The sequence below is a fragment of the Streptomyces sp. TSRI0281 genome, from assembly GCF_001905125.1.
In the GTDB taxonomy this organism is placed as follows: Bacteria; Actinomycetota; Actinomycetes; order Streptomycetales; family Streptomycetaceae; genus Streptomyces.
This window is the reverse complement of record NZ_LWLE01000010.1, coordinates 26092-48516: the sequence shown is the minus strand read 5'-3', so window position 1 is coordinate 48516 and position 22425 is coordinate 26092. Positions and strand designations below refer to the sequence as shown.

General features: G+C 71.6%; 17 protein-coding genes and 3 pseudogenes. 10 read left to right on the top strand and 10 right to left on the bottom strand.

Going from position 1 to position 22425, the window contains the following annotated elements; genetic code table 11:
- The first annotated feature begins 6 nt into the window (after window positions 1-6).
- From A6A29_RS16580 to A6A29_RS16570, 3 genes are read left to right on the top strand one after another with little or no spacing between them, the layout of a single operon-like run.
- The gene (locus A6A29_RS16580; RefSeq protein WP_073720941.1) at window positions 7-1305 is read left to right on the top strand and encodes a glycosyltransferase; all 1299 of its coding nucleotides are present in this window, start codon (window positions 7-9) and stop codon (window positions 1303-1305) included.
- Complete coding sequence (locus A6A29_RS16575; RefSeq protein WP_073720857.1) at window positions 1302-2981, top strand: lipopolysaccharide biosynthesis protein; 1680 nt, start codon at window positions 1302-1304, stop codon at window positions 2979-2981. Before A6A29_RS16580 ends, A6A29_RS16575 begins: the two co-directional genes overlap by 4 nt.
- Before the next feature lie 20 nt (window positions 2982-3001).
- On the top strand, window positions 3002-4246 hold the full coding sequence (locus tag A6A29_RS16570) for a hypothetical protein (protein ID WP_073720856.1): 1245 nt from the start codon (window positions 3002-3004) through the stop codon (window positions 4244-4246).
- Here the strand turns inward: A6A29_RS16570 and A6A29_RS16565 are convergent.
- Window positions 4215-5726 carry a hypothetical protein gene (locus A6A29_RS16565; RefSeq protein WP_073720855.1) on the bottom strand — a complete coding sequence of 504 codons (1512 nt, stop codon included), beginning with the start codon at window positions 5724-5726 and terminating at the stop codon, window positions 4215-4217. The two genes, A6A29_RS16570 and A6A29_RS16565, sit on opposite strands and share 32 nt — an antisense overlap.
- Before the next feature lie 105 nt (window positions 5727-5831).
- Here A6A29_RS16565 and A6A29_RS16560 point away from each other — a divergent pair, with 105 nt between their 5' ends.
- The gene (locus A6A29_RS16560; protein ID WP_073720854.1) at window positions 5832-6995 is read left to right on the top strand and encodes a glycosyltransferase; all 1164 of its coding nucleotides are present in this window, start codon (window positions 5832-5834) and stop codon (window positions 6993-6995) included.
- Window positions 6996-7086: 91 nt separating this feature from the next.
- Here A6A29_RS16560 and A6A29_RS16555 read toward each other — a convergent pair whose 3' ends face one another.
- From A6A29_RS16555 to gmd, 5 genes are read right to left on the bottom strand one after another with little or no spacing between them, the layout of a single operon-like run.
- Entirely contained in the window at window positions 7087-7914 is an 828-nt protein-coding gene (locus A6A29_RS16555) for a glycosyltransferase family 2 protein (protein ID WP_073720853.1), read from the bottom strand.
- Window positions 7911-8615, bottom strand: a complete 705-nt coding sequence (locus A6A29_RS16550) for a hypothetical protein (protein ID WP_073720852.1) — start codon at window positions 8613-8615, stop codon at window positions 7911-7913. The genes A6A29_RS16555 and A6A29_RS16550 overlap by 4 nt, the downstream gene beginning before the upstream one ends.
- On the bottom strand, window positions 8615-10867 hold the full coding sequence (locus A6A29_RS16545) for a LamG-like jellyroll fold domain-containing protein (RefSeq protein ID WP_073720851.1): 2253 nt from the start codon (window positions 10865-10867) through the stop codon (window positions 8615-8617). Before A6A29_RS16545 ends, A6A29_RS16550 begins: the two co-directional genes overlap by 1 nt.
- Entirely contained in the window at window positions 10864-11172 is a 309-nt protein-coding gene (locus A6A29_RS16540; RefSeq protein ID WP_073720850.1) for a hypothetical protein, read from the bottom strand. Before A6A29_RS16540 ends, A6A29_RS16545 begins: the two co-directional genes overlap by 4 nt.
- A complete protein-coding gene (gmd, locus tag A6A29_RS16535) occupies window positions 11169-12182 on the bottom strand; it encodes a GDP-mannose 4,6-dehydratase (protein ID WP_073720849.1) in 1014 nt (337 codons plus the stop codon). Before gmd ends, A6A29_RS16540 begins: the two co-directional genes overlap by 4 nt.
- Window positions 12183-12296: 114 nt before the next feature.
- Between gmd and A6A29_RS16530 the strand changes: the two genes are divergently transcribed.
- Window positions 12297-13280, top strand: coding sequence for a GDP-L-fucose synthase family protein (locus A6A29_RS16530; RefSeq protein WP_073720848.1), 984 nt, complete (start codon window positions 12297-12299; stop codon window positions 13278-13280).
- A gap of 45 nt (window positions 13281-13325) precedes the next feature.
- On the opposite strand, the gene A6A29_RS16525 is transcribed toward A6A29_RS16530, so the two are convergent.
- Window positions 13326-14864 carry a sugar transferase gene (locus tag A6A29_RS16525; protein WP_073720847.1) on the bottom strand — a complete coding sequence of 513 codons (1539 nt, stop codon included), beginning with the start codon at window positions 14862-14864 and terminating at the stop codon, window positions 13326-13328.
- 393 nt (window positions 14865-15257) lie between these two features.
- On the opposite strand from A6A29_RS16525, the gene A6A29_RS16520 reads away from it, so the two are divergent.
- Window positions 15258-16004 carry a DUF4232 domain-containing protein gene (locus tag A6A29_RS16520; RefSeq protein ID WP_073720846.1) on the top strand — a complete coding sequence of 249 codons (747 nt, stop codon included), beginning with the start codon at window positions 15258-15260 and terminating at the stop codon, window positions 16002-16004.
- Between the two features lie 88 nt (window positions 16005-16092).
- On the opposite strand, the pseudogene A6A29_RS16515 reads toward A6A29_RS16520, so the two are convergent.
- Together A6A29_RS16515 and A6A29_RS16510 are read right to left on the bottom strand one after the other, a co-directional pair.
- Window positions 16093-16880, bottom strand: a pseudogene (locus tag A6A29_RS16515) (NPP1 family protein).
- Window positions 16881-17005: 125 nt separating this feature from the next.
- A pseudogene (locus A6A29_RS16510) lies at window positions 17006-18177 on the bottom strand (glycoside hydrolase family 76 protein); the annotation flags it as partial.
- Window positions 18178-18218: 41 nt separating this feature from the next.
- Here A6A29_RS16510 and A6A29_RS46595 point away from each other — a divergent pair.
- Window positions 18219-18311: pseudogene (locus A6A29_RS46595) on the top strand (VOC family protein); the annotation flags it as partial.
- A 34-nt stretch (window positions 18312-18345) separates the two neighbouring features.
- On the opposite strand, the gene A6A29_RS16500 reads toward A6A29_RS46595, so the two are convergent.
- Window positions 18346-18681 (bottom strand): NIPSNAP family protein, encoded by a 336-nt coding sequence (locus A6A29_RS16500; RefSeq protein WP_073720845.1) that lies wholly within the window; start codon window positions 18679-18681, stop codon window positions 18346-18348.
- A gap of 222 nt (window positions 18682-18903) precedes the next feature.
- On the opposite strand from A6A29_RS16500, the gene A6A29_RS16495 reads away from it, so the two are divergent.
- The 3 genes from A6A29_RS16495 to A6A29_RS16485 are packed head-to-tail and all read left to right on the top strand — an operon-like array spanning window position 18904 to window position 22378.
- On the top strand, window positions 18904-19407 hold the full coding sequence (locus A6A29_RS16495) for a hypothetical protein (protein ID WP_241838520.1): 504 nt from the start codon (window positions 18904-18906) through the stop codon (window positions 19405-19407).
- On the top strand, window positions 19377-20798 hold the full coding sequence (locus A6A29_RS16490; RefSeq protein ID WP_073720843.1) for a hypothetical protein: 1422 nt from the start codon (window positions 19377-19379) through the stop codon (window positions 20796-20798). The genes A6A29_RS16495 and A6A29_RS16490 overlap by 31 nt, the downstream gene beginning before the upstream one ends.
- Window positions 20795-22378: a vWA domain-containing protein gene (locus tag A6A29_RS16485; protein ID WP_073720842.1), complete on the top strand. Its 1584-nt coding sequence runs from the start codon at window positions 20795-20797 to the stop codon at window positions 22376-22378. Before A6A29_RS16490 ends, A6A29_RS16485 begins: the two co-directional genes overlap by 4 nt.
- The last annotated feature ends 47 nt before the right edge of the window (window positions 22379-22425 follow it).

Genomic DNA, 22425 nt, shown 5'->3' with positions numbered 1-22425 from the left:
CGTGTGATGTCCGCTGGCGACCAGCACAGGCCGTTCGAGAACCGCCGTCTACTGGTGGTCTCGACCAACTACGCACCGGAGCTCACGGGCATCGGCCCGTACGCCACCCAGCTCGCCGAGCACTGGGCCGCCTCCGGCGCCCGGCTCCAGGTGCTCACCGGCATGCCGCACTACCCGTCGTGGCGCCTCGACGCCCGCTACCGGGGGGTGTGGCGGGCCACGGAGACCCGCGAGGACGTCGTCGTCCACCGCCGAAGGCACTATGTGCCCTCCCGCCAGACGGCGCTGCGCAGAGCGGCGTTCGAGGCCAGTGTCCTCGGGCATGGGCTCCTCGCGCCGCCGCCCGGACGGCCGGACGCCGTGATCGCCCAGCTGCCGAGCCTCGCGGGCGGTGTCATCGGCGCCCGGATCGCCCACCGCCACGGCGTCCCCTACCTCCCCGTCGTCCAGGACCTGATGGGCGCGGCGGCCGCGCAGAGCGGTATCCGGGGAGGAGGCCGGGCCGCCGCGGTCGCCGCTGCCGCCGAGCGCTACGCCCTGCGCGGCGCGGCACTCGTCGGGGTCATCCACGAGAGCTTCGTCCCCGGTGTCAGGGCGCTCGGTGTGGACCCCGCCCGCATCCGGACGGTGCCCAACTGGACCCATGTACAGGGTCCGTCCGCCGACCGGTCAGCCACCCGGGCCCGGCTGGGCTGGGCCGAGGGCACCCCGGTCCTGCTGCACTCCGGCAACATGGGCCTCAAGCAGGGGCTCGATGTGCTGGTCGACGCGGCGCGCCGGGCACCGGACGTCCGGGTCGTGCTGATGGGCGACGGCAACCAGCGCGACGCGCTGCGCGCCCGCGCCGCGGGGCTGACCAACCTCGACTTCCTGCCGCCCGCCGGAGCCGGGGAGTTCACCGATGTCCTCGCCGCCGCCGATGTCCTCGCGGTGACCCAGCGTGCCTCGGTCCTCGATATGAGCGTCCCGTCCAAACTCACCTCCTACTTCGTCTCGGGGCGCCCGGTCGTCGCCTCCGTCGCCGACGGGGGCGGCACCGCGGACGAGGTGCGCCGCTCGGGTGCCGGGGTGCTCGTCGCCCCCGAGGACCCGGACGCCCTGCTGGCCGCCGTACGCAAGCTGGCGGGGGACCCCGCCACGGCGGACGCGCTCGGTGCCCACGGACCGCGCTATGTCACACACCACCTGAGCCGGGAGGCGGGACTGGCCCGCTTCGACGCCCTGCTGGCCGAGCTCCTCGGCGACGTACGGCACGACGCGCACGGCCACGCCTCAGGGAACGCACAAGGGAGCCCGCCCCGATGACGCATTCGATCCGCGCCCTGGAGGAACAGGACGAACCGGCGCTGCTGCGCGACCAGTTCCGCCAGCTCCTGCGCTACCGCTCGCTGCTGGCCGCCGGTGTCGTCGTCGGCCTCCTCGGCGGCGGCTACCTCGCCCTCGCCGGCGAGGACACCTACACCGCCACGGGCGAGGTCCAGGTCCGTTCCGCCACCGCCGACCCCTTCGCCACCGGCGCCTCGGCGGACAAGGGCATCAACATCGGCTCCGAGCGGCAGAACGCCGTCAGTGACACCGTCGGCACCCTGGCCGCACAAACCCTGGCCGGGCAGGGCGACCCGGTCCTCCCCGGGCAGCTGCTCTCCGGCCTCCAGGTCACCAACCCGCCCAACACCCTCACGCTCCGCTTCTCCTACACCGGCAGCACCCCCGCCCAGGCAGGCGTCCGCGCCGAGGCCCTCGCGAACGCCTACCTTGCCCACCGCAAGGCGCGCACCGAGGAAAGCATCGCGAACATGGCCATCGGCTACCGGGCCCAGCTCGAACCGCTGGAGGACAAGCGCGATCTGCTGGAGCAGCAGATCGGGGCGGACGAAGCCGACGATGTGAGCAGCGCCCGCGCCGGCATCATCGTCTCCATCTCCGAACTCACCCGGAAAATCTCCGAGTTGAAGGCCCTGGACACCACCCCCGGCTATCTCAACAAGAAGCCCGTCGCCCCGACGCGGCCCACCGGAGCCGGTCTGCCGCTGCTGCTCGGACTCGGCGGTGTCCTCGGCCTCGCGCTCGGCCTGCTGCTCTCCTGGGTGCGTCTCGTCTTCGACCCGGCCGTCCGCTCCACCCGCGAACTCGTCCGCTCCCTCGGCGCCCCGCTGCTCGGCACCCTGCCCCGCGAACGCACGGGCACGGGCGCCCTGCTCGCGATCGGCCGCGGCGGCAGCAGGCTCGCCGAGGAGTACCGGGCGGTGGCGTTCCGGCTCGCCTACGACCCGGCGTTCGCCCAGAGCCGCCGTCTGCTGGTCACCGCGCCCCGCGACGACAACACGGCGGCGGCGGCAGCAGCGGTCAACCTGGCCGCCGCCTTCGCCGAGATGGGCCGTGACGTGCTCCTCGTCGAGGCCGATCTGCGCACCCCTTCGCTGGCCCGGGAACTGGACCTGGCGGCACACGGCGCTCCGCCCCGCTGGGCCCACGAGGGCGGCGGCACCTGGCCCGCGGGCAGCCGCGCCAACGTCGACGTCCCCGGCTCCGGCGCCTTCGCCCTGGTGGCCGGGGCCAAGGTGGACAACGTGCCGCGCGCCCTGACCTCCGCGCCCGTCGGCCGTATCGTCGCCGAGGCCGACCGGCCCGGAGCCGTGGTCATCGTCCTAGCCCCGCCCGTCCTGTCGTACGCCGACGCGGTCGCCCTGGTGGACCGGGTGGAGGGCGTCATGGTCGTCTGCGACCCGCGCGAGGTGCACCGCAGCGACCTGGAACGCATCCGCGAGATCATCGGCGCGTCCGGCGGCTCCGTGCTCGGCGCCCTGCTGCACCCCGCCCGGGGCCGCCTCGCCCGCACGCGGCGCGCCAAGCGGCAGAAGTCGGCACGCCGCCGCACCGGCGGTGGTCCGGGCGCCCCCGTTGCCGGACCCGCGACCACCGGCGACCCCACCGAGACGCTCGGCCTGCGCGCCTACAACCTGCCCGCCGGGCGTTCATGAAGGCCCCCTCACGGGCGCCCGTGAGGACGCGTACCGCGATCGTCTGCTCGGTCGCGGACCAGGGCGTGGCGGCCCTCACCAACATCCTGGTGCTGGTGGCGGCCGCCCGGCTCTCCACCATGACCGACTTCGCCCGCTTCTCGGCGGTGTACCTCGTCTTCACCGTGCTGCTCGGCATCTCCGGCGCCCACACCGGACAGCCCCTCGTACTCAAACGCGGCCGGAGCGACGAGATCCGCGGTGCCTGCCGCTCGGCCGTCGTCCTCACCCTGCTCGCCGCGGCGGCGCTCGGCGCGCTCCTCGCCGCGGTCTGCCTCTTCCTGCCCGGCGACACCGCCCGCGCCCTGCTGATGCTGGGCGTCGTGCTGCCCGTGGTCCTCGGCCAGGACGCCGTGCGCTACGCCTTCTCCACCCTCCAGCAGCCCCACCTCGCGCTGACGGCCGATCTGCTCCGGCTCGGCTGCGTGCTGGCCGCGCTGTCCGCACAGCCGTACGGCGCCGGGGCCGCCCGGCTGATCGCCGTCTGGGGGCTGTCCGCGCTGCCCGCCCTCCTGCTCTCCGCCGCCCTGCTCCACCGCGAGGTGGCCGGGACCCCGCTGAGTCTGCGCCCCCTGCTGCGACGCGGCCACCTCGGCCGCCGCTTCGTCGTGGAGTTCGGGGTGGGCAACGCGACCGGCCAGCTCTCCGTCCTCGCTCTCGGCACGGTCGGCAACCCCCTGCTGGTGGGCGCGCTGCGCGGGGCGACCACCCTGTTCGGACCGCTGAACGTGCTGTTCACCTCGGCCACCGGCTTCGGCCCCCCGCTGCTCGGCCGGGTCGGGGACGAGCGCCGCAGGGTACGGGCCACCGCCGTGCTCGCCGCGGTCCTGGCCGCGACCGCCGCCGCCTGGGCCACCGTGCTCGCCCTGCTGCCCGACGCGGCCGGCCGCCAACTGCTGGGCGACACCTGGCCCGCGGCCTCGGCGCTGCTGCCCGCGACCGGCAGCCAGTACGCGGCGATGGCGGTGGGCACCTGTGGGCTGCTGGCCCTGCGGATGCTCGACCCCCGGACCACCCTGGCCATCCAGGTGGTGTTCTCGCTGGCCGCCGTCGCCTTCCTGACCGGCGGCTATCTGCTCGCCGGAGTGCCCGGCGCCGCCTGGGGCCTGTGCCTGGGATCGGTCTGCAAGGCCGCCGCCACCTGGACCCGGGTGTCCCGGCTGCGCCGCCGGAACCCCGCACCGGAGGCGGCGGTCAGTGCGGACCCCGTCCCTTCCGGTCCCTGAAACTGCTCACGAGCAGCAGACACAGCGCGGCGATGGCGAGCTTGCCCACGGACTGGAGCAGCGGCCCCCGCAGCAGGATGAAGGTGTACCCGGCGATGAGCGGCGCCGCGATCGCCAGGACGCTGCCGGGTCCCGGCCCGTCCCGGGAGACGGCCAGCGCGTACCTGCGGTCGGTACGGGCGGCCGCGTAGCCGATCAGGGCCAGACCACCGGCCATCCCGGCCGGACCGAAGTCCACCCAGAACTCGGTCCACAGCGGGGCCGACAGATTGGTCATGTTCATACCCATCCACTGCCCGACCCGGACCCCGGTGTCCTCCGGCTTGCCGCTCCACACCGCCCTGGGCACGAAGAACAGTCCGGAGCCCGCCAGTTGACGGCCGTAGGTGTGGCCACGCGCGTCGACCCACGAGATGGTGTTGGCGAACATCACCGTCTGGTCGTAGTCCTTGGTGGCCAGCGGCTCGAAGACGGACGCCGACTGGACGGGCCGGTACCCCTCGTCGTCGTACCGGAACCGGTCCGCGTACGGGAAGAGCACCAGCGCCCCGACGACGCCCGTCGCGAGCACCGAGCGGTACATCGCGGCGCTGCTCGGGAACGCGGTGAACAACAGGGAGACCAGCACCGTCAGGAACCAGTAACGGGCGTTGGAGACCGGGTTGTTCACGACGATGTTGAGCAGCGCCAGACCCGCCCACACCAGCACCGACGACGGTGAGCGGCGGGCCCGGCGCGAGGTCACCAGACGCCGCGTGTAGAAGAGCAGCGCCAGCAGCGCGGGGACCGTACCGAAGCCCTTCAGGAACGCCGATCCCACATTCGACTCCGTGGACGCGACCCCGCTGGCCGCGACGGACGCGCTGATCTCCTGACGGCTGGAGAAGAAGACGGTGGGTCCGCCGAGCTTCAGCACGTAGTACGCGCTCGCCGCGAAGGCGAGCAGCACCAGCAGCCGCAGCCGCACCGGGTGCGCGGTGGCCGGGCCCGTCGTGCCGCGCACGCCGGTGCGGCGCCGCAGCGGCCGCCGGGAGGCCAGCAGGGCACCCAGGTCGAACGCGGCACAGCCCACGAGGATCATCGCGACGGCCGTCACCAGATCCGAGCGGGGCCCGACCAGCGGGGTCGGCGTCTGCCCGATCACCGCCTGGGCGAACGGCGCCACACCCATCGCGATGTACACGAACATCCAGAAGACGCCCTGGAGCAGCCGTCGCCGGGTGGACAGGATCATGGTGGCGAGGCGGGCACCCGCGTAACAGGTCAGCGCGAGCTGGAGCCAGTAACCGTTGTCCCGGACCCCCGTGCCGGGCTGCGCGGCGATCACGGCGGGCAGGAAGCACACCAGCCCCAGGATCAGCGGCACGGCGAGCGCCCGCGACAGCATCGCCCACGCCATCGGCCGGGCCGGAGGCTGGAGCGGCCCCGGACCGCCGCCGTGCACGGGTGCGGACGGCGCCGATTCCTGCACGGACGTCATGCGTCCCCCGTTCCGTGGACCGGTGAACACTCTAACGAATCAGCCCACTTGGGCGAATGCGATGACTAGTCTGTGAACGGTCGGCCGAGGTCGAGGGGAACCCTGGTGAAGATCCTGCACGTCGTCACACTGCACACCCCGGACCACGCCTTCGGCGGCCCGACCCGGGTGGCGCTCAACCTGTCGAAGATCCAGCGCGCGGACGGCGACGACGCCCGCATCATGGCCCTGGGCGACGGCTTCGGCCACGACCAACTGCCCCGCGAGGTAGAGGGTGTTCCCGTCCACCTCTTCCAGGCCCGGCATCTGCTGCCCAGGTTCGAGGTCAGCGGCATCACCTCCGGCGCGCTGCTGCTCGCCGCCCGCCGCATGATGCGGGGCGCCGACCTCGTACACATCCATCTGATGCGCGACCTGGTGACCCTGCCCGCCGCCCTGCTCGCCCTGGCCACCCGCACCCCGCTGGTCGTCCAGACACACGGCATGGTCGACCCGACCGAGAACAAGGTCGCCCGGCTCACCGATCTGCTGGGGGTGCGGACGGTACTGCGCCGCGCCGATGCCGTACTGCATCTGACGGAGACCGAGCGCCTCGATGTGAACGCCGTCGCCGCGCCCGTCCCGCTCACCCGCACCGTACGGCTGGTCAACGGGGTGCGCCCGCAGGAGCGCAAGCCCGCACGGGACCCGGACCGGCCCCCGACCGTCCTCTTCCTCGCCCGGATCCAGGAACGCAAGCGGCCGGAGGACTTCGTCGCCGCGATGCCGACCGTCCTGGCGGTGTATCCCGACGCGCGCTTCGTGCTGGCGGGACCGGACACCGGCGCCCTTCCCGGAACCCTGGAACTCGCCCGCAGGCTCGGGGTGTCGGACTCCCTGGACCATGTCGGACCGCTCGGCCACGAAGAGGTCCTAGCCGCCGGGCGGCAGGCGGATGTCTATGTGCTGCCGTCGATCGAGGAGCCGCTCGGGGTCTCCGTGCTCGAAGCCATGTCCGTCGGCACACCCGTCGTCATCACCCGCACCTGCGGCCTCGGCCCCGATGTGGCACGGGCGGGGGCCGGCCGGGTGATCGACAGCCGGGTCGGTGAGGACGCGGCCAACGCGGAGAAGGTCGCCGCGGCGATCCTCGGCCTCCTGGAGCCCGGCGCCAACGAGGCGGCGGGAAAGGCGGCCTGGGAGCTCGTCGGTGAGGACTTCACCATCGGCGCCGTGACCGCCACCCTCCGGCGGACCTACGAGGACGTGGTCCGCCGGAGGGCCGGCTGACCGGACACGGCTCGACCGGCATGGAGCGACCGGCATGGACCGGCATGGACCGACGCGTGCGGATCGACCGGCACCGATCGACAGACACGGCTCAACCCGGCTGGTTCTCGCGTGACTTGAGCGCGATCTGCCAGCGGTAGAAGCTCATCGCCAGCGCGAAGTCGAAGCCCGCCCGCCCGTCCAAGAAGCCCCGCCGGTAGAGGTACATGTACGCGAACGACACCAGCGGCTTGAGCGGCGCCTTGTGGAAGAGCTGCCCCTGCCGGGACTTGACCTTCCGCACCTGCTCCTTGACATCGGGGTGGTGCTCCAGCCATGCCTCCCAGTCCGAGTACCGGTTGTGCCGCTCGAACCAGGCGGTGACCGGATCGAGGTCCTGGTGCTCGATGGGGTTGCGGAGCGAGCCCGCGGTCCCGGCGACCGGCTGGTAGTGGCCCTCGACCTCCCCGATCCCGGGCGCGTCGAGGTCCCCGACCTCCGGGTAGTGGCAGCGGGTGCGGTCGGTCAGGGACCGCTTGCGGATGGTGTAGCCGTGCTTCAGCCGCTTCCCGGAGAACCAGTAGCCCAGTGGTATGTCATATGCCGCGGGCTTCGGTGCCGCCGGATCGGCGAAGATCTCCCGCAGCTCCGCCAGCAGACCGGGGCTGAGCCGTTCGTCGCCGTCCAGCAGGAGAATCCAGTCCAGGTCCGTGCGGACATGATCCAGGCACCACTGCTTCTTGCGTGGATGCCCCCCGTCCCAGGTGTAGGTGATCACCTCGGCCCCGCACTCCTCGGCGATCTTCGCGGTGTCGTCGGTGCTGTGGGAGTCCACGACGACGACCGCCTCGAAGTGGCCGAGCACCGACTTCACCGCCTCGGCGATGTTCAGGCCCTCGTTCTTCGTGGGGATCGCCACGGCGATCGGCAGCTTGGTCATCCGGTCTCTCCTTCGGGCAGCCAGGCGTAGCAGCCTGTGGAGGTGAAGGTGCGGGCCGTCTTCGGGAGGGTGATCTCCACCCGCTTCCCGGAGTCGGAGGTGCCCGACCCCAGGTCCTTGCCGCCCGCCCCGGCGATCTGCCAGGAGCAGTTGTCGGTGGGGGAGACGGAGTGGTAGCGGCCCGGCCGCAGGGTCTTGCCGCTGTGTACGCCGTCCGGGTAGCCGCGGGCGGCCTCCTCCACCAACGCGCGGTGCCGGGTGCACAGATGGGCGATGGCGGGCTTCGCGTCGGGGACTTCTCCGGTCACGATCGCGCCGACGGCGGTCTCCCGGTCGGCCTTGACCAGATAGCCGATCCGGTCGCAGGTCTCCTGCCCGGTCTGGAGCACGGCGGCCGGGTCCATGCCCCGGGGGACCCGGTTCACCAGATACCCTTTCTGCTCCTCGGTGAAGGAGCCGGTGGCCGGGGTGATCCGGTCGGCGGGCACCTTCGGCCCCTCGCTCGTCGGTCCGGCGTCGGGCCCGGACCCCGGCTCGGCGGCCGGACCCGCGGCGGACGGTCCGGTGGCGGCGGGCCCGGAGGCCGCGGGGCTCTGGGCACCCGCGGCCTTCGAACCGTTCCCGTCGGCGGACGAGCCGCAGGCGGCCAGCGCCGCCGTCATCACGACGACGGCGGCACCGGACAGGAACGGATACCGCATCAGCCATTCCTCAGGGCGTAGTGCGCGCTGACCTGCGAAGCGCTCAGCGCGGTCGGGTAGATGGCGGTCTCGTCGATCTGACCGGCGAAGTAGTTGCTGGTCGGACGGTTCGGCCAGCCGGACAGGTTGTCGCCGCCGACCCGCCAGTAACCGGGGTAGCTCTCGTTGGCCGTGTACAGGAAGTTCGACGCGCGCAGCTGCCCGTCGACGTACAGCGCCATACCGCCGGTGCCCTGGGTGGCGACGACATGGTGCCACTTGCCGTCGTTGTACGCACCGGTCGTGGTGACGGTGCGGATGCTCCCGCTGCGTACGCCGAAGACCAGCCGCCCGTCGTTGCGCATATAGACGTGCTTGTCGAACGTGGTGCTGTTCTGCATGATCTTGTTCGCGAACCCGATGATCTTTCCGCCCCGGGTGGTGGTGGTCTTGACCCAGGTCTCCGCGGAGAAGCGGGTGGGCTGCGCGTAGCGCTTGTTGCCGTACACGTACTCGTCGAGGCCGTTGAAGCCGATCGCGGTGGAGTCACCGGCGATGGCGGCCGGGGTCTGCCGGTAGGCCGGACCGTTGCGCAGGAACCCGTTGCTCAGGGCGCTGCCCGTGTCGGCGGCGAAGGTCGCGGAGCCCTCGTCGTAGCGCCAGTACAGCGAGGCCCCGTCCGCCAGCACCCGCGCCGGATAGCGCTGCGTGGCGGTCGCCACGGTGGCGGACTGCGCCGGGGACTTGGCGCTCGTGTTGGTGCCGTCGCTCGCGGTGATCCGGTACGAGTGGGTCTCGCCCGCCGCCACATCGGTGTCCGCCCAGGTGAGCTGCGGCCGGTCCCAGAACAGCGAGTAACCCGTCGTGGTGTGTACGGGGGTGCTCGCCCCGTCCTTGTAGATCCGGTAGGTCAGCTGACCGTCGTCGGTGTCGAAGCTGGTCTGCCAGTTGACGGTGATCCGGCCCGGAGTGACCGTGGAGAGACTGACGTTGGGCACCCAGGGCGCTCCGGTGTCCGCACCGTCGGAGAACCGGGTCAGCCCCTGCTGGGGCGAGCCGTTGACCGTGGTGAACTCCCCGCCGACCCACAGGTAGTGGCGGCCTCCGCTGTCCGTCTGGGACATCGACCGGGGCCCCACCGGCTCCCCGATGCCGTCGTTCGTGTCCGGGAACCACGGCAGCAGCTCGGGGTCGTCGACCGACTGGGCCAGCAGATGCTTTCGCTCCTGGTCCGGGAACTCGCCCATGCTGGAGCAGTCGTGGGCGTGACTGCCGCTGTACAGCACACCCGAGTGGATCAGCAGGGCCTGTGTCGCCCCGAGGCAGGTGTCGCGCCACCGCTGCTGGAAGTCGTCCAGGTCGATCGCGATCCTGCCGTCGAAGACACCGCCACCGGTGCCTTCGTTGGCCGTGTAGAAGCCGGTGGCGTCGGTCGTCAGGTCCTGGACCGTGGAGGTGTCCGGGATGAAACCGGGATAGCTCTTGGTGAGTGCGCCGGTGGTGGCGTCGACCACGGCCAGGGCGTGCGACTTGGTGCCGTTGACGGTGAAGAAGTCCCCGCCGAGCAGCACGTGCCGGCCGTCCGGGGTCACCTCGACCGCCCGTGCCACCTCGTCCGCGTTCGCCTTGAACGGCAGCAGATCCGCTCCCGTGGTGACGGCGGCGAACTTGTTCCGGGTCTGGCCCCCCACGCTGTTGAAGTCCCCGCCCAGATAGACGGTCCGGTCGGTGACGGCGAGCGCCCGCACGGTCGCCGAGACGGAGATCTTGAAGTCGTCGCGCGGGGTGCAGGTCGCGGTGTCGATCGCCGCGATATTGCTGACCCCGACGCCGTTCACCGCCCCGAACTGGCCCCCCGCGTACAGGGTTTCGCCGTCCGGCGAGAGTGTCAGCGCCCGTACGGTCGCGGTCCCCGAGGACTGCGTGAACGAGAGGGTGCAGCCGGTCGGCACCCCGGTCGCCGCGTCGAACGCCGCGAAGTTGACGGCCGGCCGCTCGGCGGTGCCCGGCGCGGCCTCCGGCGGGCGCACGGTGGAGAAGGTGCCGCCCGCGTACACGACACCGTCCCTCGCGGCCATCGTCCAGACGATCCCGTTGGTCTGCCAGGTGGTGAGATCGTCCGCGGTGATCGACACCGGCGGGGTCAGCGCGGCCGTCCGGGAGGCGGTGACCGCGTTCGCGGTCAGGGCTGCGGCCAGCAGGCAGAGCGCGGCGGCGGCGGCCCGCACACGGCCGCGTCTCCCAGGGCTTCGCCCCGTACTTCCGTTCATCATTCAGCTCCGAAGGTGAGAACGAGCTGCGGCACACGGGCCGCGGTTCCTGCCTCGCCCTGCCGGACGCGGAAAAGGTCCGTTCCGCTGCCGGTGAGGACGAGTGAGTGGGCGGGGCCCAGGGCCCCGCCCGGTGCGGACGCGTTCGGCTCCGCCGGGTGACCGGTGGGGTCCGAGGTCGCGCCGGTGTGGGTCCCCGGCACGGACGCGGCGGGCGCCGTCCGGGTGCTGTGGGTGAGGGGCGGCCCGGTCCGGGCGCCGGAGAGGGGCATCGCGGTGCGGCTGTCGGTGGCGCCCGGCCCTCTCACCGGTCCACCCGCACGGCGGCCCCGGTGAGCTGGTCGCTCAGCTGCCGGATGTCCGCGTCCACCATGATCCGGGCCAGCTCCCGCGACCTCACGACGGGCTTCCAGCCGAGCAGTTCCTCCGCCTTGGACGCGTCCCCGATCAGTGCGTCGACCTCGCTCGGGCGTTCGTACTTCGGGTCGTGGCGCACATGCTCGCGCCAGTCGAGGCCCGCGTGCTCGAAGGCGCATTCCAGGAACTGCCGGACGCTGACCCCCTCGCCGGTGGCCACCACATAGTCGTCCGGGGTGTCGCACTGGAGCATCCGCCACATGGCGTCCACATACTCGGGGGCGTACCCCCAGTCGCGTACCGCGTCGAGATTGCCCAGGTGCAGCCGGTCCTGGAGCCCCGCCCTGATCCGGGCCACCCCCCGGGTGATCTTCCGGGTCACGAAGGTCTCGCCGCGGCGCGGGGACTCATGGTTGAACAGAATGCCGTTGACCGCGAACATTCCATACGCCTCACGGTAGTTGACCGTCGCCCAGTATGCGTAGGCCTTTGCGACGCTGTACGGGCTGCGCGGGTGGAACGGGGTGCGCTCGTTCTGCGGCGGCGGGCTGGCGCCGAACATCTCGGAGGACGAGGCCTGGTAGATCCGGGTCTCGATGCCGCTGGCCCGGACCGCCTCCAGCAGCCGGACGGCGCCGAGCCCGGTGACATCGCCGGTGTACAGCGGGGCGTCGAACGAGACCCGTACATGCGACTGCGCACCGAGGTTGTAGACCTCGTCGGGCCGGATGTCGCGCAGCAGATTCACCAGCGCGACGCCGTCCGCCAGATCGGCGTGATGCAGCACGAACGAGCGGTCCGCCTCCTCGGGGCCCTGGTAGATGTGATCGATCCGCTCGGTGTTGAAGCTCGACGAGCGACGTATCAGCCCGTGGACCGTGTACCCCTTGTCGAGCAGCAACTCGGCCAGATACGAACCGTCCTGGCCGGTCACGCCGGTGATGAACGCGGTCTTCGCCACGGCTCCCCCTTCTGTGTTCGCCCGAGGGGCGAGTCGTTCACCGAAATTTCGGACTTTGGAATGTTCTGCGGCAAAAGGTCTCGGCGAGGTACGGCTGCTGGCACAATCCGAGCCATGACGACCGATCTCCCCGGCCCTCCCCAGGAATCCGTCCGCCCCCTACTGCGCCCCGGCTCCCGCATATTCGTGGCGGGTCACCGCGGTCTCGTCGGCTCGGCACTGGTGCGCCGCCTCACCGCCGAGGGCCATGAGGTGCTCACCCGTGGCCGCGAACTGCTCGATCTGCGCGAGGCGGCGCCGACCGAGGCGTATCTGCGCGACATCCGACCGGACGCCGTCGTCCTGGCCGCCGCCAAGGTGGGCGGGATCATGGCCAACAGCACCTATCCGGTGCAGTTCCTTGAGGACAACCTCCGCATCCAGCTCAGCGTGATCGCCGGAGCGCACACCGCCGGGACCGGGCGGCTGCTGTTCCTCGGGTCCTCCTGCATCTACCCCAAGCACGCCCCCCAGCCGATCCGCGAGGACGCGCTGCTCACCGGCCCGCTGGAGCCGACCAACGAGGCGTACGCCCTGGCCAAGATCGCCGGAATCACACAGATCCAGTCGTACCGGAGGCAGTACGGCGCCGCGTACATCAGCGCCATGCCCACCAATCTCTACGGACCCGGCGACAACTTCGACCTGGAGACCTCGCACGTCCTGCCCGCACTGATCCGCCGCTTCCACGAGGCGAAGCGGGACAACGCGCCCGAGGTCACCCTGTGGGGCTCCGGAAGCCCCCGCCGCGAATTCCTCCACGTCGACGACCTCGCCGCCGCCTGCGTACGGCTGCTGGAGACCTACGACGGCGACGAACCCGTCAACATCGGCTGCGGACAGGACCTCACCATTCGGGAACTCGCGGAAACTGTCCGGGAAGTGACGGGGTATCAAGGACACATCGCCTGGGACGTCTCGAAGCCGGACGGGACCCCGCGCAAGCTCCTCGACGTCTCCCGGCTGTCCTCGATCGGCTTCACACCGCGGATCCCGCTGAAGGACGGCATCGCCCGTACGTACGCCTGGTGGCTCGGCCGGCCCGCCCCCCTGGCCTGACCGTCCACCCGGCCCTCCCTCTCGCATCGGCACGCCCGCCCGCTCTCAGTAGGCCCCGCGGCCGTCGGTGACGGCGCGCACCGTACGGGCGAGAAGCCCCATGTCCGTGGCCACCGACCAGTTGTCGACGTACCAGAGGTCCAGCGAGACGGTCTCCTGCCAGGACAGGTCCGACCGTCCGCTGACCTGCCACAGCCCCGTGAGGCCCGGCTTGACCGCGAGCCGCCGGTGTTCCCGCTCGTCATAGCGGGACGCCTCCTCCGGCAGCGGCGGACGGGGCCCCACGAGGGACATGTGTCCCATCAACACATTGATCAACTGTGGGAGTTCATCGAGGGACGTGCGGCGCAGTGCCCGGCCGATCGGTGTCACCCGCGGATCGCGGCGCACCTTGAACATCGGCCCCGCGCCCTCGTCGGCCGCGACGAGCTGCGCCTTGCGGCTCTCCGCGTCCGCCACCATCGTGCGGAACTTCCACATGGTGAACGGCTGGTTGTGCTGACCCTGGCGGACCTGGCGGTGGAACACCGGGCCGCGCGACGACACCCGCACACTCAGCGCCACCGCCAGCATCAGCGGGGCCAGTAACAACAGCCCGAACAGCGCACCGCACCGGTCCAGCAGCACCTTCACCGCCGCCTGTGGGCCGCGCCGCAGCGGCGGCGAGATATGCAGCAGCGTCAGGCCGGCGACCGCGGCGGGCCTGACCCGCCCCGCCGCGATGCCGGAGAGCTCCGAGAGCACACACAGGGCTATGCCCCCGTCGTGCAGCCCCCACCCCAGCCGCCGCAGCCGGTCCCCGGTCATCCGGGGCCCGGGAGCCACCAGCACCAGATCCGCCTCGTGGGCGAAGGCCCCGCCCAGCACCGTCGACACGTCGTCGTCCGCCGGGCACGAGGCCAGCCGCCCGGGGACCTGTACATCGTGCTCCAGTGCCACCGGACCCACGGGTATCGCGGCCACCACGTCATACCCGTGGCCGGTCCGGGAGGTGAGCAGCCGCACCGCCCGGTCGACCCCCGGCGCCTCGCCGACCAGCAGGACCCGCCGCGCCGGCCGCGCGGTCCGCCGTAACGGCCGCAGAACCGCGACGAGGGCGGTCAGCCCCAGCCCCGGCGCCAGCGCCACGATCTCCGTCGCCGGGTCCACCGAGCCACCCGTCACCGTACGCAGCACGGCGAGCGCACCGATGAGCAGCAGCCAGTCGCCGGGCACGCTCAGCGCCCCGCCCGGCTCGGCGCGCGGCCGGTCCGCGTACCGGCCGCGGCAGGCCCGCAGCCCGGCCCAGACCAGCCCGCCCATGACCGCGGCGCCCAGCGGCCCCGACTGGTCACCGGCGCGCAGGAGCAGCCAGGCCGGCACGGCGAGCGCCACGGCCTCGGTCAGGGCGAGCAGGGACGGACGCCGCCCCGCCCCCCTCCCGGCCCTGGCCGGGCCCGAAAGGTCGCGCCGCACGGTCGGGGCCCGCCACAACTGCTCCGGGGCCACGGCGCGGGTCCGGGACGCGGCGGTGCGGGGACGCGGCGCGCCCCGGAGCCCTACCGGTCCGGATGTATTGGTTTCGGGTATCTCGACATGCCCCATGGACCCCCCAGTCACGGTCGCACCCCAGAAACGCGGCGCATCCGCCGATCCCATGGACTGACGGATGCGCCATCGCTCGGTGCACGATATCCACACAGGTGCCATTTCGCTGGAGTTCTCGTGAAGTTCAGACACATCGGAGGCATGGCCGTGGCATCCCATTCGTGAGTGATCTCGGCTTCTGTGTACGGGTGTTGGGATTTGAAGGATTTGAGCAAGCGCTTGCGGCCTCCCGGTGAGGGTCCGACGGCTGATGCCAGGGGCGTCAGCGGTACGTCAGCGGTACGTCAGCAGAACGGCAGGGCGGGGCCACAAGCTGTGACCGGACCACGGACCGGATGCCCGGCAACGGACATCGACCACAGACCCACCGCATCTCACGGGGAGCCCCACATGCGTACCTCCATCCGCCGCCCTGCCGTTCTCGCCGCGACCGCCGTCGCCGCCCTCAGCATGGCGCTCACCGCCTGCGGTGGCGACGACAGCGGCAAGAAGGACGGCGCCGCGCCCGTCTCGGCCCCGAAGGCCGCCAAGGCCGCCGAGGGCGAAGCGGGCGAAGCGGGCACGGGTACCACCGGATCGGGTACCGAGGGCGCGGGAACGACCGGTTCGAGCACCGCGGGCTCGGTCACCTCCGGTTCGGGCACCGCCGGTGCCACCGGCGGTGCCACGCAGGCGGGCTCCAAGAAGAAGACCGGTGTCAAGGCCCCCGCCTGCACCGCCAACGACGTGAAGGTCACCGCGGCCAAGCAGGATGGTGTGCCCACCACGCACATCACGCTGACGGCGAAGAACACCTCGGGCAAGACCTGCACGCTGCTCCAGTACCCGCTGGTCGCGTTCGGTGACCTTCCCCAGACCTCCAAGGACGTCCCGCCGGTCGCCAAGAGCAAGCCGGGCACCCCCATCGTGCTGGAGCCCGGCGCCCCGGCCTACGCGGCCGTGCGGATCAACAACGGAGGCGTCGACGAGGAGAACCACGCCGTCACCTCCTTCTATGTGAACCTCTTCGCCGCCGACGGCCCCGCCGAGGGCAGCAAGACCGTGACCGCGCCCAAGGGCGGCATCGCCGTCGACGACGCCGTCGCGAAGACCGGCTACTGGACGTACGAGCTGCGCAACGGCGCCGACGACTTCTAGAACTCCGCACACCACCGGCAGTTCCGCGGCCACCCGCTCATCGAGCGGGTGGCCGCGTTCGCGCTGCGCCGGGACCCCGGCAACCGGCTCAGCCCTCCGGGTCGAAGGGAATGCCGGACGGCTTCGCACGCGCCAGGTGCCCGTTGAACTGGTCGTCCTTGATGCCGAGGAGAGCGCTGCCGAAGTCCGCTGCGGCGAGCTTGTCGCGCAGTCCCCCGGGGTAGCCGTTCCAGCCGACCGGCGTGGGGTACTGCCACGTGCTCCGATGGTTCTCCGGCGGGTCGTCGTGGGTGGCGGCGGTCCGGAAGCAGTGGGTGCTCCCTCCGTCCTTGTGGTAGACGACCTTCGGGTGCGAGCCCTCGAACAACACCTCCGAGCGGGGGTGAACCGCGAACCCGCCGTGGGCCGACGTGGACACGTACTCGACCTGGTCGCCCCGGACCCAGACCACGACGTGCTCCCAGTCGTGGCGGTGACCGGCGCTGCCCCCGCCGAGCGAGACCTGGTCCTTCTCGAAGTAGAGCGCGTACACGTAGGCGCACCAGCCGTTGTTGCACTTCTCCCGGGAGCAGCTGTTGCTGTTCTCCAGGTCGGACAGGTCACGGCAGTTGCCGTTGACATCCCCGCCGATCTTCAGGCCGGGTGCGATGGTGCGTCGGGGCCGATGGCCGGGCTCGCGTAGCACCCGTCCCTGTCGTAGTCGAAGGCCGGCTGGAACCGCAGCTCGGCTTCCCCCGCGTTGCCGGGCAGCGCCGGGGGCGGAGCGGCATGGGCCTGCGCGGGGGAGGCCAGCACCAGCACGGCCGCGGACAGTGCGGTGGCCGCGCCTTTGCACAGGGTCCGGGCCCTTCGGCCCGTCGGTCGCCTGTCGGTCATTGTGTGGGTCCTCGGATTCGTCCGGGCAGGAATGTGCCGTGAAGCGGGTCGAACGGGTGGATGCCGTGGGCCCGCCGCGTCGTGCGCGTACGCATAAGGGCGGCGGTGGAGCGCCCGCTTCAGGTGTTGAGGATGCCGAGTCCACGGGCGTAGGCGCCCTTGAACGAGTCATCGTCGGACGTGCACCCGGTTCCGTCGGGCTCGTACGGCTCGCGCAGGGTCCCGCCGGGGTTGAGGTGGCCCGACGAGGTGGAGGAGCCGGCCAGGGCGCGGGCACTGTCCAGCAGCGCGTCGTCACCCGTCGCGCGGTGCAGTTCCGCGAGACCGGCGAGGATCACTCCCTGGTTGTAGGTCCAGGTGGTGTCGCCGTTGTTCGCGCAGGCGGAGTCGAGGCCGTCGTTGACGGTTCCGCCCGAGTTGATCATTCCGCTCTTCCGGAACCAGGCCCACTCGTCCTCGGCCCGCCGGAGGTACGTACTGTCCCCGTCGATCCGGTTGTGCAGGGCGGCGTTGAGCTGGAGGTAGAGCTCGTTGGTGATGGCGTTCCTGTAGGGCTTGTCGGTGGCCCACTGCACCCCGCCGCCGCACGTCGAGGTCCAGTAGTCGTGCATGTGGTCGGCGTCCGTGCGGGCGGTCCGCAGATACCGCGCGTCCCCCGTCAGGTCGTACGCCGCCACCCAGGCCGGACCCCACCGACCGGTGTCGTCCGGACAGGAGTTGGTGAAGTCGCCGCCCTCGTCGTCGATCAGCTTCCCGTACGTCTCCGACGATCGCGTAGCGGTAGCTCGGCATTCCGGTGATACGGATGTTGTCGATCAGGGCGGTGAGGGAGGTCGCCGATGTCCACCATCCGGCGAACTTCCCGGAGTTGCGGTCGTACCCCATCATCAGCGCGGTCGCCGCCGCCGTACTCGCGCTCCACGCGTTCCAGTCGGTCCTGGCCCAGCCGGTGCAGGCGATCCCGGCCCGGTCGCCGGCCTTGCCGCAGGCGCGCAGCGCGCCGATCCCGCCGGTGTCCCACTGGTCCACGTTGTACATCAAGGTGCGCCACCCGGCCGCCCCCTGCGGGACGGGCGTCGCACCGAGTCTGCTTCCGGAGGACCACGACCGGCCGCCGTCGAAGGACCGGTCCAGCCAGACCTGGTCGCCCGGAACGGCGTTCTCCACGGAACCCCACCCATGACTTCGTTATCGGAGAGATGGAGCGCGAGGATACGGCCGTGGAGGGAAGCGGTGACCGGGGTGCGGTTTCCTGCGGCGAGGCGGGGGCGCGGGTGTCGCAGTACGTGTTGCACACCTGGCCGGCCTCCCGGGCGGCCGGCCGGTCCGCATCCCGTACTGATGGAGTTGGGCGCGGGGAAACCCGGGCACCAACTGGAAGCCGACCGGTGGCGGGTCTTCACCGACCCGGCCGGGCACCCCTTCTGCGTTTACCGTGAAGTGACGTCGGGACCGTTCGGCTCGGTCAGTTCGCGTCGGCGCCCGCGGCCGGGGGCGAGCCGTCGAGCGGCCGGAGGAAGCGGCGCTCGTACCGCTTGATGCAGCGGGTTCTGCGCGCCAGTTCGAAGGCCTCCTGGCACTCGGGGTCGGACATGCTGTCCTCGCGGTACTTCTCGTACCTGGCGAGGCTGGGAAAGGAGAAGAGGGCGTAGGCGATGTCGCTGTCGCCCTCGCTCGGCAGGAAGTAGCCGTGGTGCGTCCCGCCGAAGCGGTTGACGAGCCCCACCCAGCGGCGACCGTATTCCTCGAAGTCCTCAAGCTTGTCGGCATCGATCTCGTACCTGAGATGAATGGTGATCATGCCCCCATGATGCCGCCCGGCTCCTTCATGCCGGGCTCCGACCCGGGCCTCGGCGCCCTGCCCGGCTCCTGTCGGGCCCCCGCCCGGCCCGCACCCTCCAACGGCTCTCTCCCGGTGCGGCCGTGGAGGCGGGGAGCGGGCGTTGTCAGTGGTCACACGTAGGTTGCTCCGTATCCCGCCGTTCTGGCGCGGAACCCCTTCGGCGTATGAGGAGATGGCGCGTTGTCTGATTGGGAGAGGTCGAGCACGGCACGGGTGATACCACCCGCACGGCCGCGCAAGCTCGCCAAGGTCCCGTTCGTCGAACTGGCCGACGGACGGGTGCAGGGTGTGGTGTCCAGCGGCTCGGACATCGGACGGGTCTACGTCTCGTCGGTCGCCGCCGGGACCTACGCGTTCGCCTGCAGCACCAACAACAACCGGCCCTGCGGTGGGGCGCGGGGCGCGTTCTGCAACCACATCCGGGCCATGCTCAACGAGGCGGTGCTCCAGTACGGGGCCGGACGCGTCGCCCGCTACCTCAAGGTGGAGACCGCCGACGAGGAGCTGAGCGGACCCGCCATCACGGCGGGCATGAGCGCCGCTCGTCCACCGATGGGGGATTCCGGCGCCTCCGCCGCCGTCTTCAGCCGGTTCCTGCGGCACCTGGCCTACCTGGAGCTCGCGCCGGACACCGCGCCGTTGCCCGAGATGCAGTGGTTCCCCCCGACCAGGGCGGTGGCGTGATGCGTACCGACCTGCTGACCGGAACCGTTGACGGGCTGGAGGAGGCCATGGAGGCCGTCGACGCCTTCGACCGGGCCCTTGTCGCCGGGCTGCTCCGCCCGCAGTCCGGCGGGGAGGCCGGCCCGACCGCGCTCGCCCACGCCGTCGCCGGGACTCCGCTGGCCGCCAGGGTCGCCGAAGCGGCCGGGAAGGCGATGGCCGGAGCGGCGGGCGAGGACCACTTCGTCGCCCTCGCCGCCGCCCGTACGGCACTGCTCGGCTCCGTCCACGACGCGCTGATGTGCCGCGTCGACGAGGCGACCGGCCGGGTCCGCACGGACGAGGACGTCCGGGCCCCCGAGGGACAACAGGCGGCGAACCTGCTCACCGCCGCCCGCGCGTGGCTGTCCGAACTGGCGCGCTGCGGATGGCGGGGCATCGACCACGACCTGGTCGCCGGTTCGGCGGAGATCGTCTCCGCGATGCTTCCGGACGCGGCCCTGCGCCGGCCGGCGACGCTCCTCGACGGCTTCGCCGCCGAGCTGGCCGCGTCCTGCCCCGGCGCTTCCCTCGAACGGATTCCCGTACGCCGCTGGGCCGACCTGTGGTCGCGCGGCATACTGCTGACGCTGCCCGGCGCGGCCGGCGTACCCACGACGGGCGTGGCCACCGGCCGCCTCCTGCCCCTCGGCGTCGACACACAGGAACACCCGACCGCGGTGCAGGCCCAGGTGCACGCGGTGTTCGAGCCGGCGGACGGTTCCGCACCCCGCCTGGTACGTGCGAGCGTGTCGGTGCCGAAGCCGGACACGGTGGTCGGAGCCGGTCTCTGGCAGTTGCTGCGCCCGCGCATGTCACTCCTGGCCGCCGTCGGCGAGGGCCGCTCGATGGATCTGGCCGACATGCCGGTCACCGCCGAGGGCGACCTGATCTGGAGCGACGCGCACGCCCGGCCGGGGGAGCCCGCCGACGCCTTCGCCACCGCCCGCGTGGCCCTGTCCACCGCGACCGCTTCGGCGACCGCGCCCCTGGACCGGCACCCGGCGCGCATCGCCGAACCCGTCTTCCTGGAGGGCTACACCGCCCGGAAGAATGACGACGGCACTCTGACGTTCACGCTCGCCGGGCACGACCTGTCCGTCGACGGCGACCGGGTTCCGACCGCAGGACCGCTGACCCCGGAAGCGGTGGCCAAGTCGAACGCGTGCATCGGCCTGCTCCGCTGGGACGCGGGCACGTTCAGCGTTCAGCCGCTCGCCGTCGAAAGCACCGTGCGGAAGAAGGCTGTCGCGGTCCACGCGGGGGCCTGGGCCGGGGGTACGGCGGACAAGGCCGGGGTCAAGGCGGAGAAGGCCGCCACGGATGCCGCGGCGGTGCTGCGCGAGCGCGCCGGAAGGCTGTTGCGGAAATGACCGACCGGATCCCTGGGGCGATCTCCCAGGACAATCGCCGTCAGGTCATGTACTGGCGTCTGCTCGCCCGCCTCTTCGACCCGGAGGAGCAGGCGACGCTGGAATCGGCGAGCCTCGCCGTCATCGAGGACATCGGTCTGCCGCCCGCTCTGCTGGATCCGCAGGCATCCATCGATTCGGTCGTACAGCGCCACCCGGAGCTGGCCGCCGAGTTCGACGGCCTGATGGTGCCCGGAGCCGGAGCCGGAGCCGGAGCCGGAGCCGGAGCCGAAGCCGGAGCCGGAGCCGGAGCCGGAGCCGGAGCCGAAGTTGAAGTTGAAGTTGAAGCCGGAGCCGAAGTTGAGACCGCTGAGATCGCCGAGGCCGGGACCGATGGCGTTGGCGACGACGGCGACGGCGTCAGCGGCGGAGACGGAGACGGCGAAGGAGACGGACGAGACCGTGCCGCCGAGGTGCGGCGTGCCGCGCTCGTCTCGAAGGTGCTGCTCAACGTCTACCAGCCGCCTACAGGCACCGTGACCGCCGGACAGCTGTCCCGCTGGCAGTCCGACGCGGGCTGGCTGGAGCGCGCCCTCGGTTGCAGGCCCGGCGAACTGCGCGGCGGCCGGCCCGGAGGGGCGTCGGGTCCGGGCGTCTCCCCGACCGGTTCCGGCGGACGTGGCACGACGCCCGACCTGAGCCGGCTGATCCCGGAGATCGGCCCGGAGCTGGGCTCCATCGAAGCCGACCTCGTCAAGCGGATGCGGCTGCGGGAGGTACTGGCAGACCCTCGGCTCGCCGGGCAGCTGACCCCGAGCATGTCGCTGATCGAGCAGCTGCTGCGCGACAAGGACAACCTGTCCGGTGTGGCACTGACCAACGCCAAGGCCCTGATCCGGCGCTTCGTCGACGAGGTCGCGGAGGTGCTGCGTACGCAGGTGGAGAAGGCCACGGTCGGAGCCCTGGACCGGTCGGTCCCGCCCAAGCGGGTGTTCCGCAATCTGGACCTCGACCGCACGATCTGGAAGAACCTCACCAACTGGGACCCCGAGGAGGAACGGCTCTACGTCGACCGCCTCTTCTACCGTCACACCGTACGCAGGACGACGCCCCAGCGGCTGATCGTCGTGGTCGACCAGTCGGGCTCCATGGTCGACTCGATGGTCAACTGCACCATCCTGGCCTCGATCTTCGCCGGTCTGCCCAAGGTGGACGTCCACCTGATCGCCTACGACACCCAGGCACTCGACCTCACACCGTGGGTGCACGACCCCTTCGAGACGCTGCTGCGCACCAACCTCGGGGGCGGGACCGACGGCACTGTCGCCATGGCGCTGGCCCAGCCGAAGATCGCCGAACCACGCAACACCGTCGTGGTGTGGATCTCCGACTTCTACGAATGGCAGACCGAGCCGCTGTTCGAAAGCATGGCCGCCATCCACCGCTCGGGCGCCAAGTTCATCCCCGTCGGCTCGGTGACCAGCTCGGGCCGCGCCAGCGTCAACCCGTGGTTCCGGGAGCGCTTCAAGGACCAGGGGACGCCGGTGCTCTCCGGCCACATCCGCAAGCTCGTCCACGAACTCAAGACGTTTCTCACGTAGGGCGTCCGCACCTCGCGAGCGTACGTACCCGCTCACCCGGCTCCCCG

Coding starts and splice junctions, on each gene's coding strand:
- A6A29_RS16580 (WP_073720941.1), top strand. CDS start 7: ATGTCCGCTGGCGACCAGCACAGGCCGTTCGAGAACCGCCGTCTACTG.
- A6A29_RS16575 (WP_073720857.1), top strand. CDS start 1,302: ATGACGCATTCGATCCGCGCCCTGGAGGAACAGGACGAACCGGCGCTG.
- A6A29_RS16565 (WP_073720855.1), bottom strand. CDS start 5,726: ATGACGTCCGTGCAGGAATCGGCGCCGTCCGCACCCGTGCACGGCGGC.
- A6A29_RS16555 (WP_073720853.1), bottom strand. CDS start 7,914: ATGACCAAGCTGCCGATCGCCGTGGCGATCCCCACGAAGAACGAGGGC.
- A6A29_RS16550 (WP_073720852.1), bottom strand. CDS start 8,615: ATGCGGTATCCGTTCCTGTCCGGTGCCGCCGTCGTCGTGATGACGGCG.
- A6A29_RS16545 (WP_073720851.1), bottom strand. CDS start 10,867: ATGATGAACGGAAGTACGGGGCGAAGCCCTGGGAGACGCGGCCGTGTG.
- A6A29_RS16530 (WP_073720848.1), top strand. CDS start 12,297: ATGACGACCGATCTCCCCGGCCCTCCCCAGGAATCCGTCCGCCCCCTA.
- A6A29_RS16525 (WP_073720847.1), bottom strand. CDS start 14,864: ATGGGGCATGTCGAGATACCCGAAACCAATACATCCGGACCGGTAGGG.
- A6A29_RS16520 (WP_073720846.1), top strand. CDS start 15,258: ATGCGTACCTCCATCCGCCGCCCTGCCGTTCTCGCCGCGACCGCCGTC.
- A6A29_RS16500 (WP_073720845.1), bottom strand. CDS start 18,681: ATGATCACCATTCATCTCAGGTACGAGATCGATGCCGACAAGCTTGAG.
- A6A29_RS16485 (WP_073720842.1), top strand. CDS start 20,795: ATGACCGACCGGATCCCTGGGGCGATCTCCCAGGACAATCGCCGTCAG.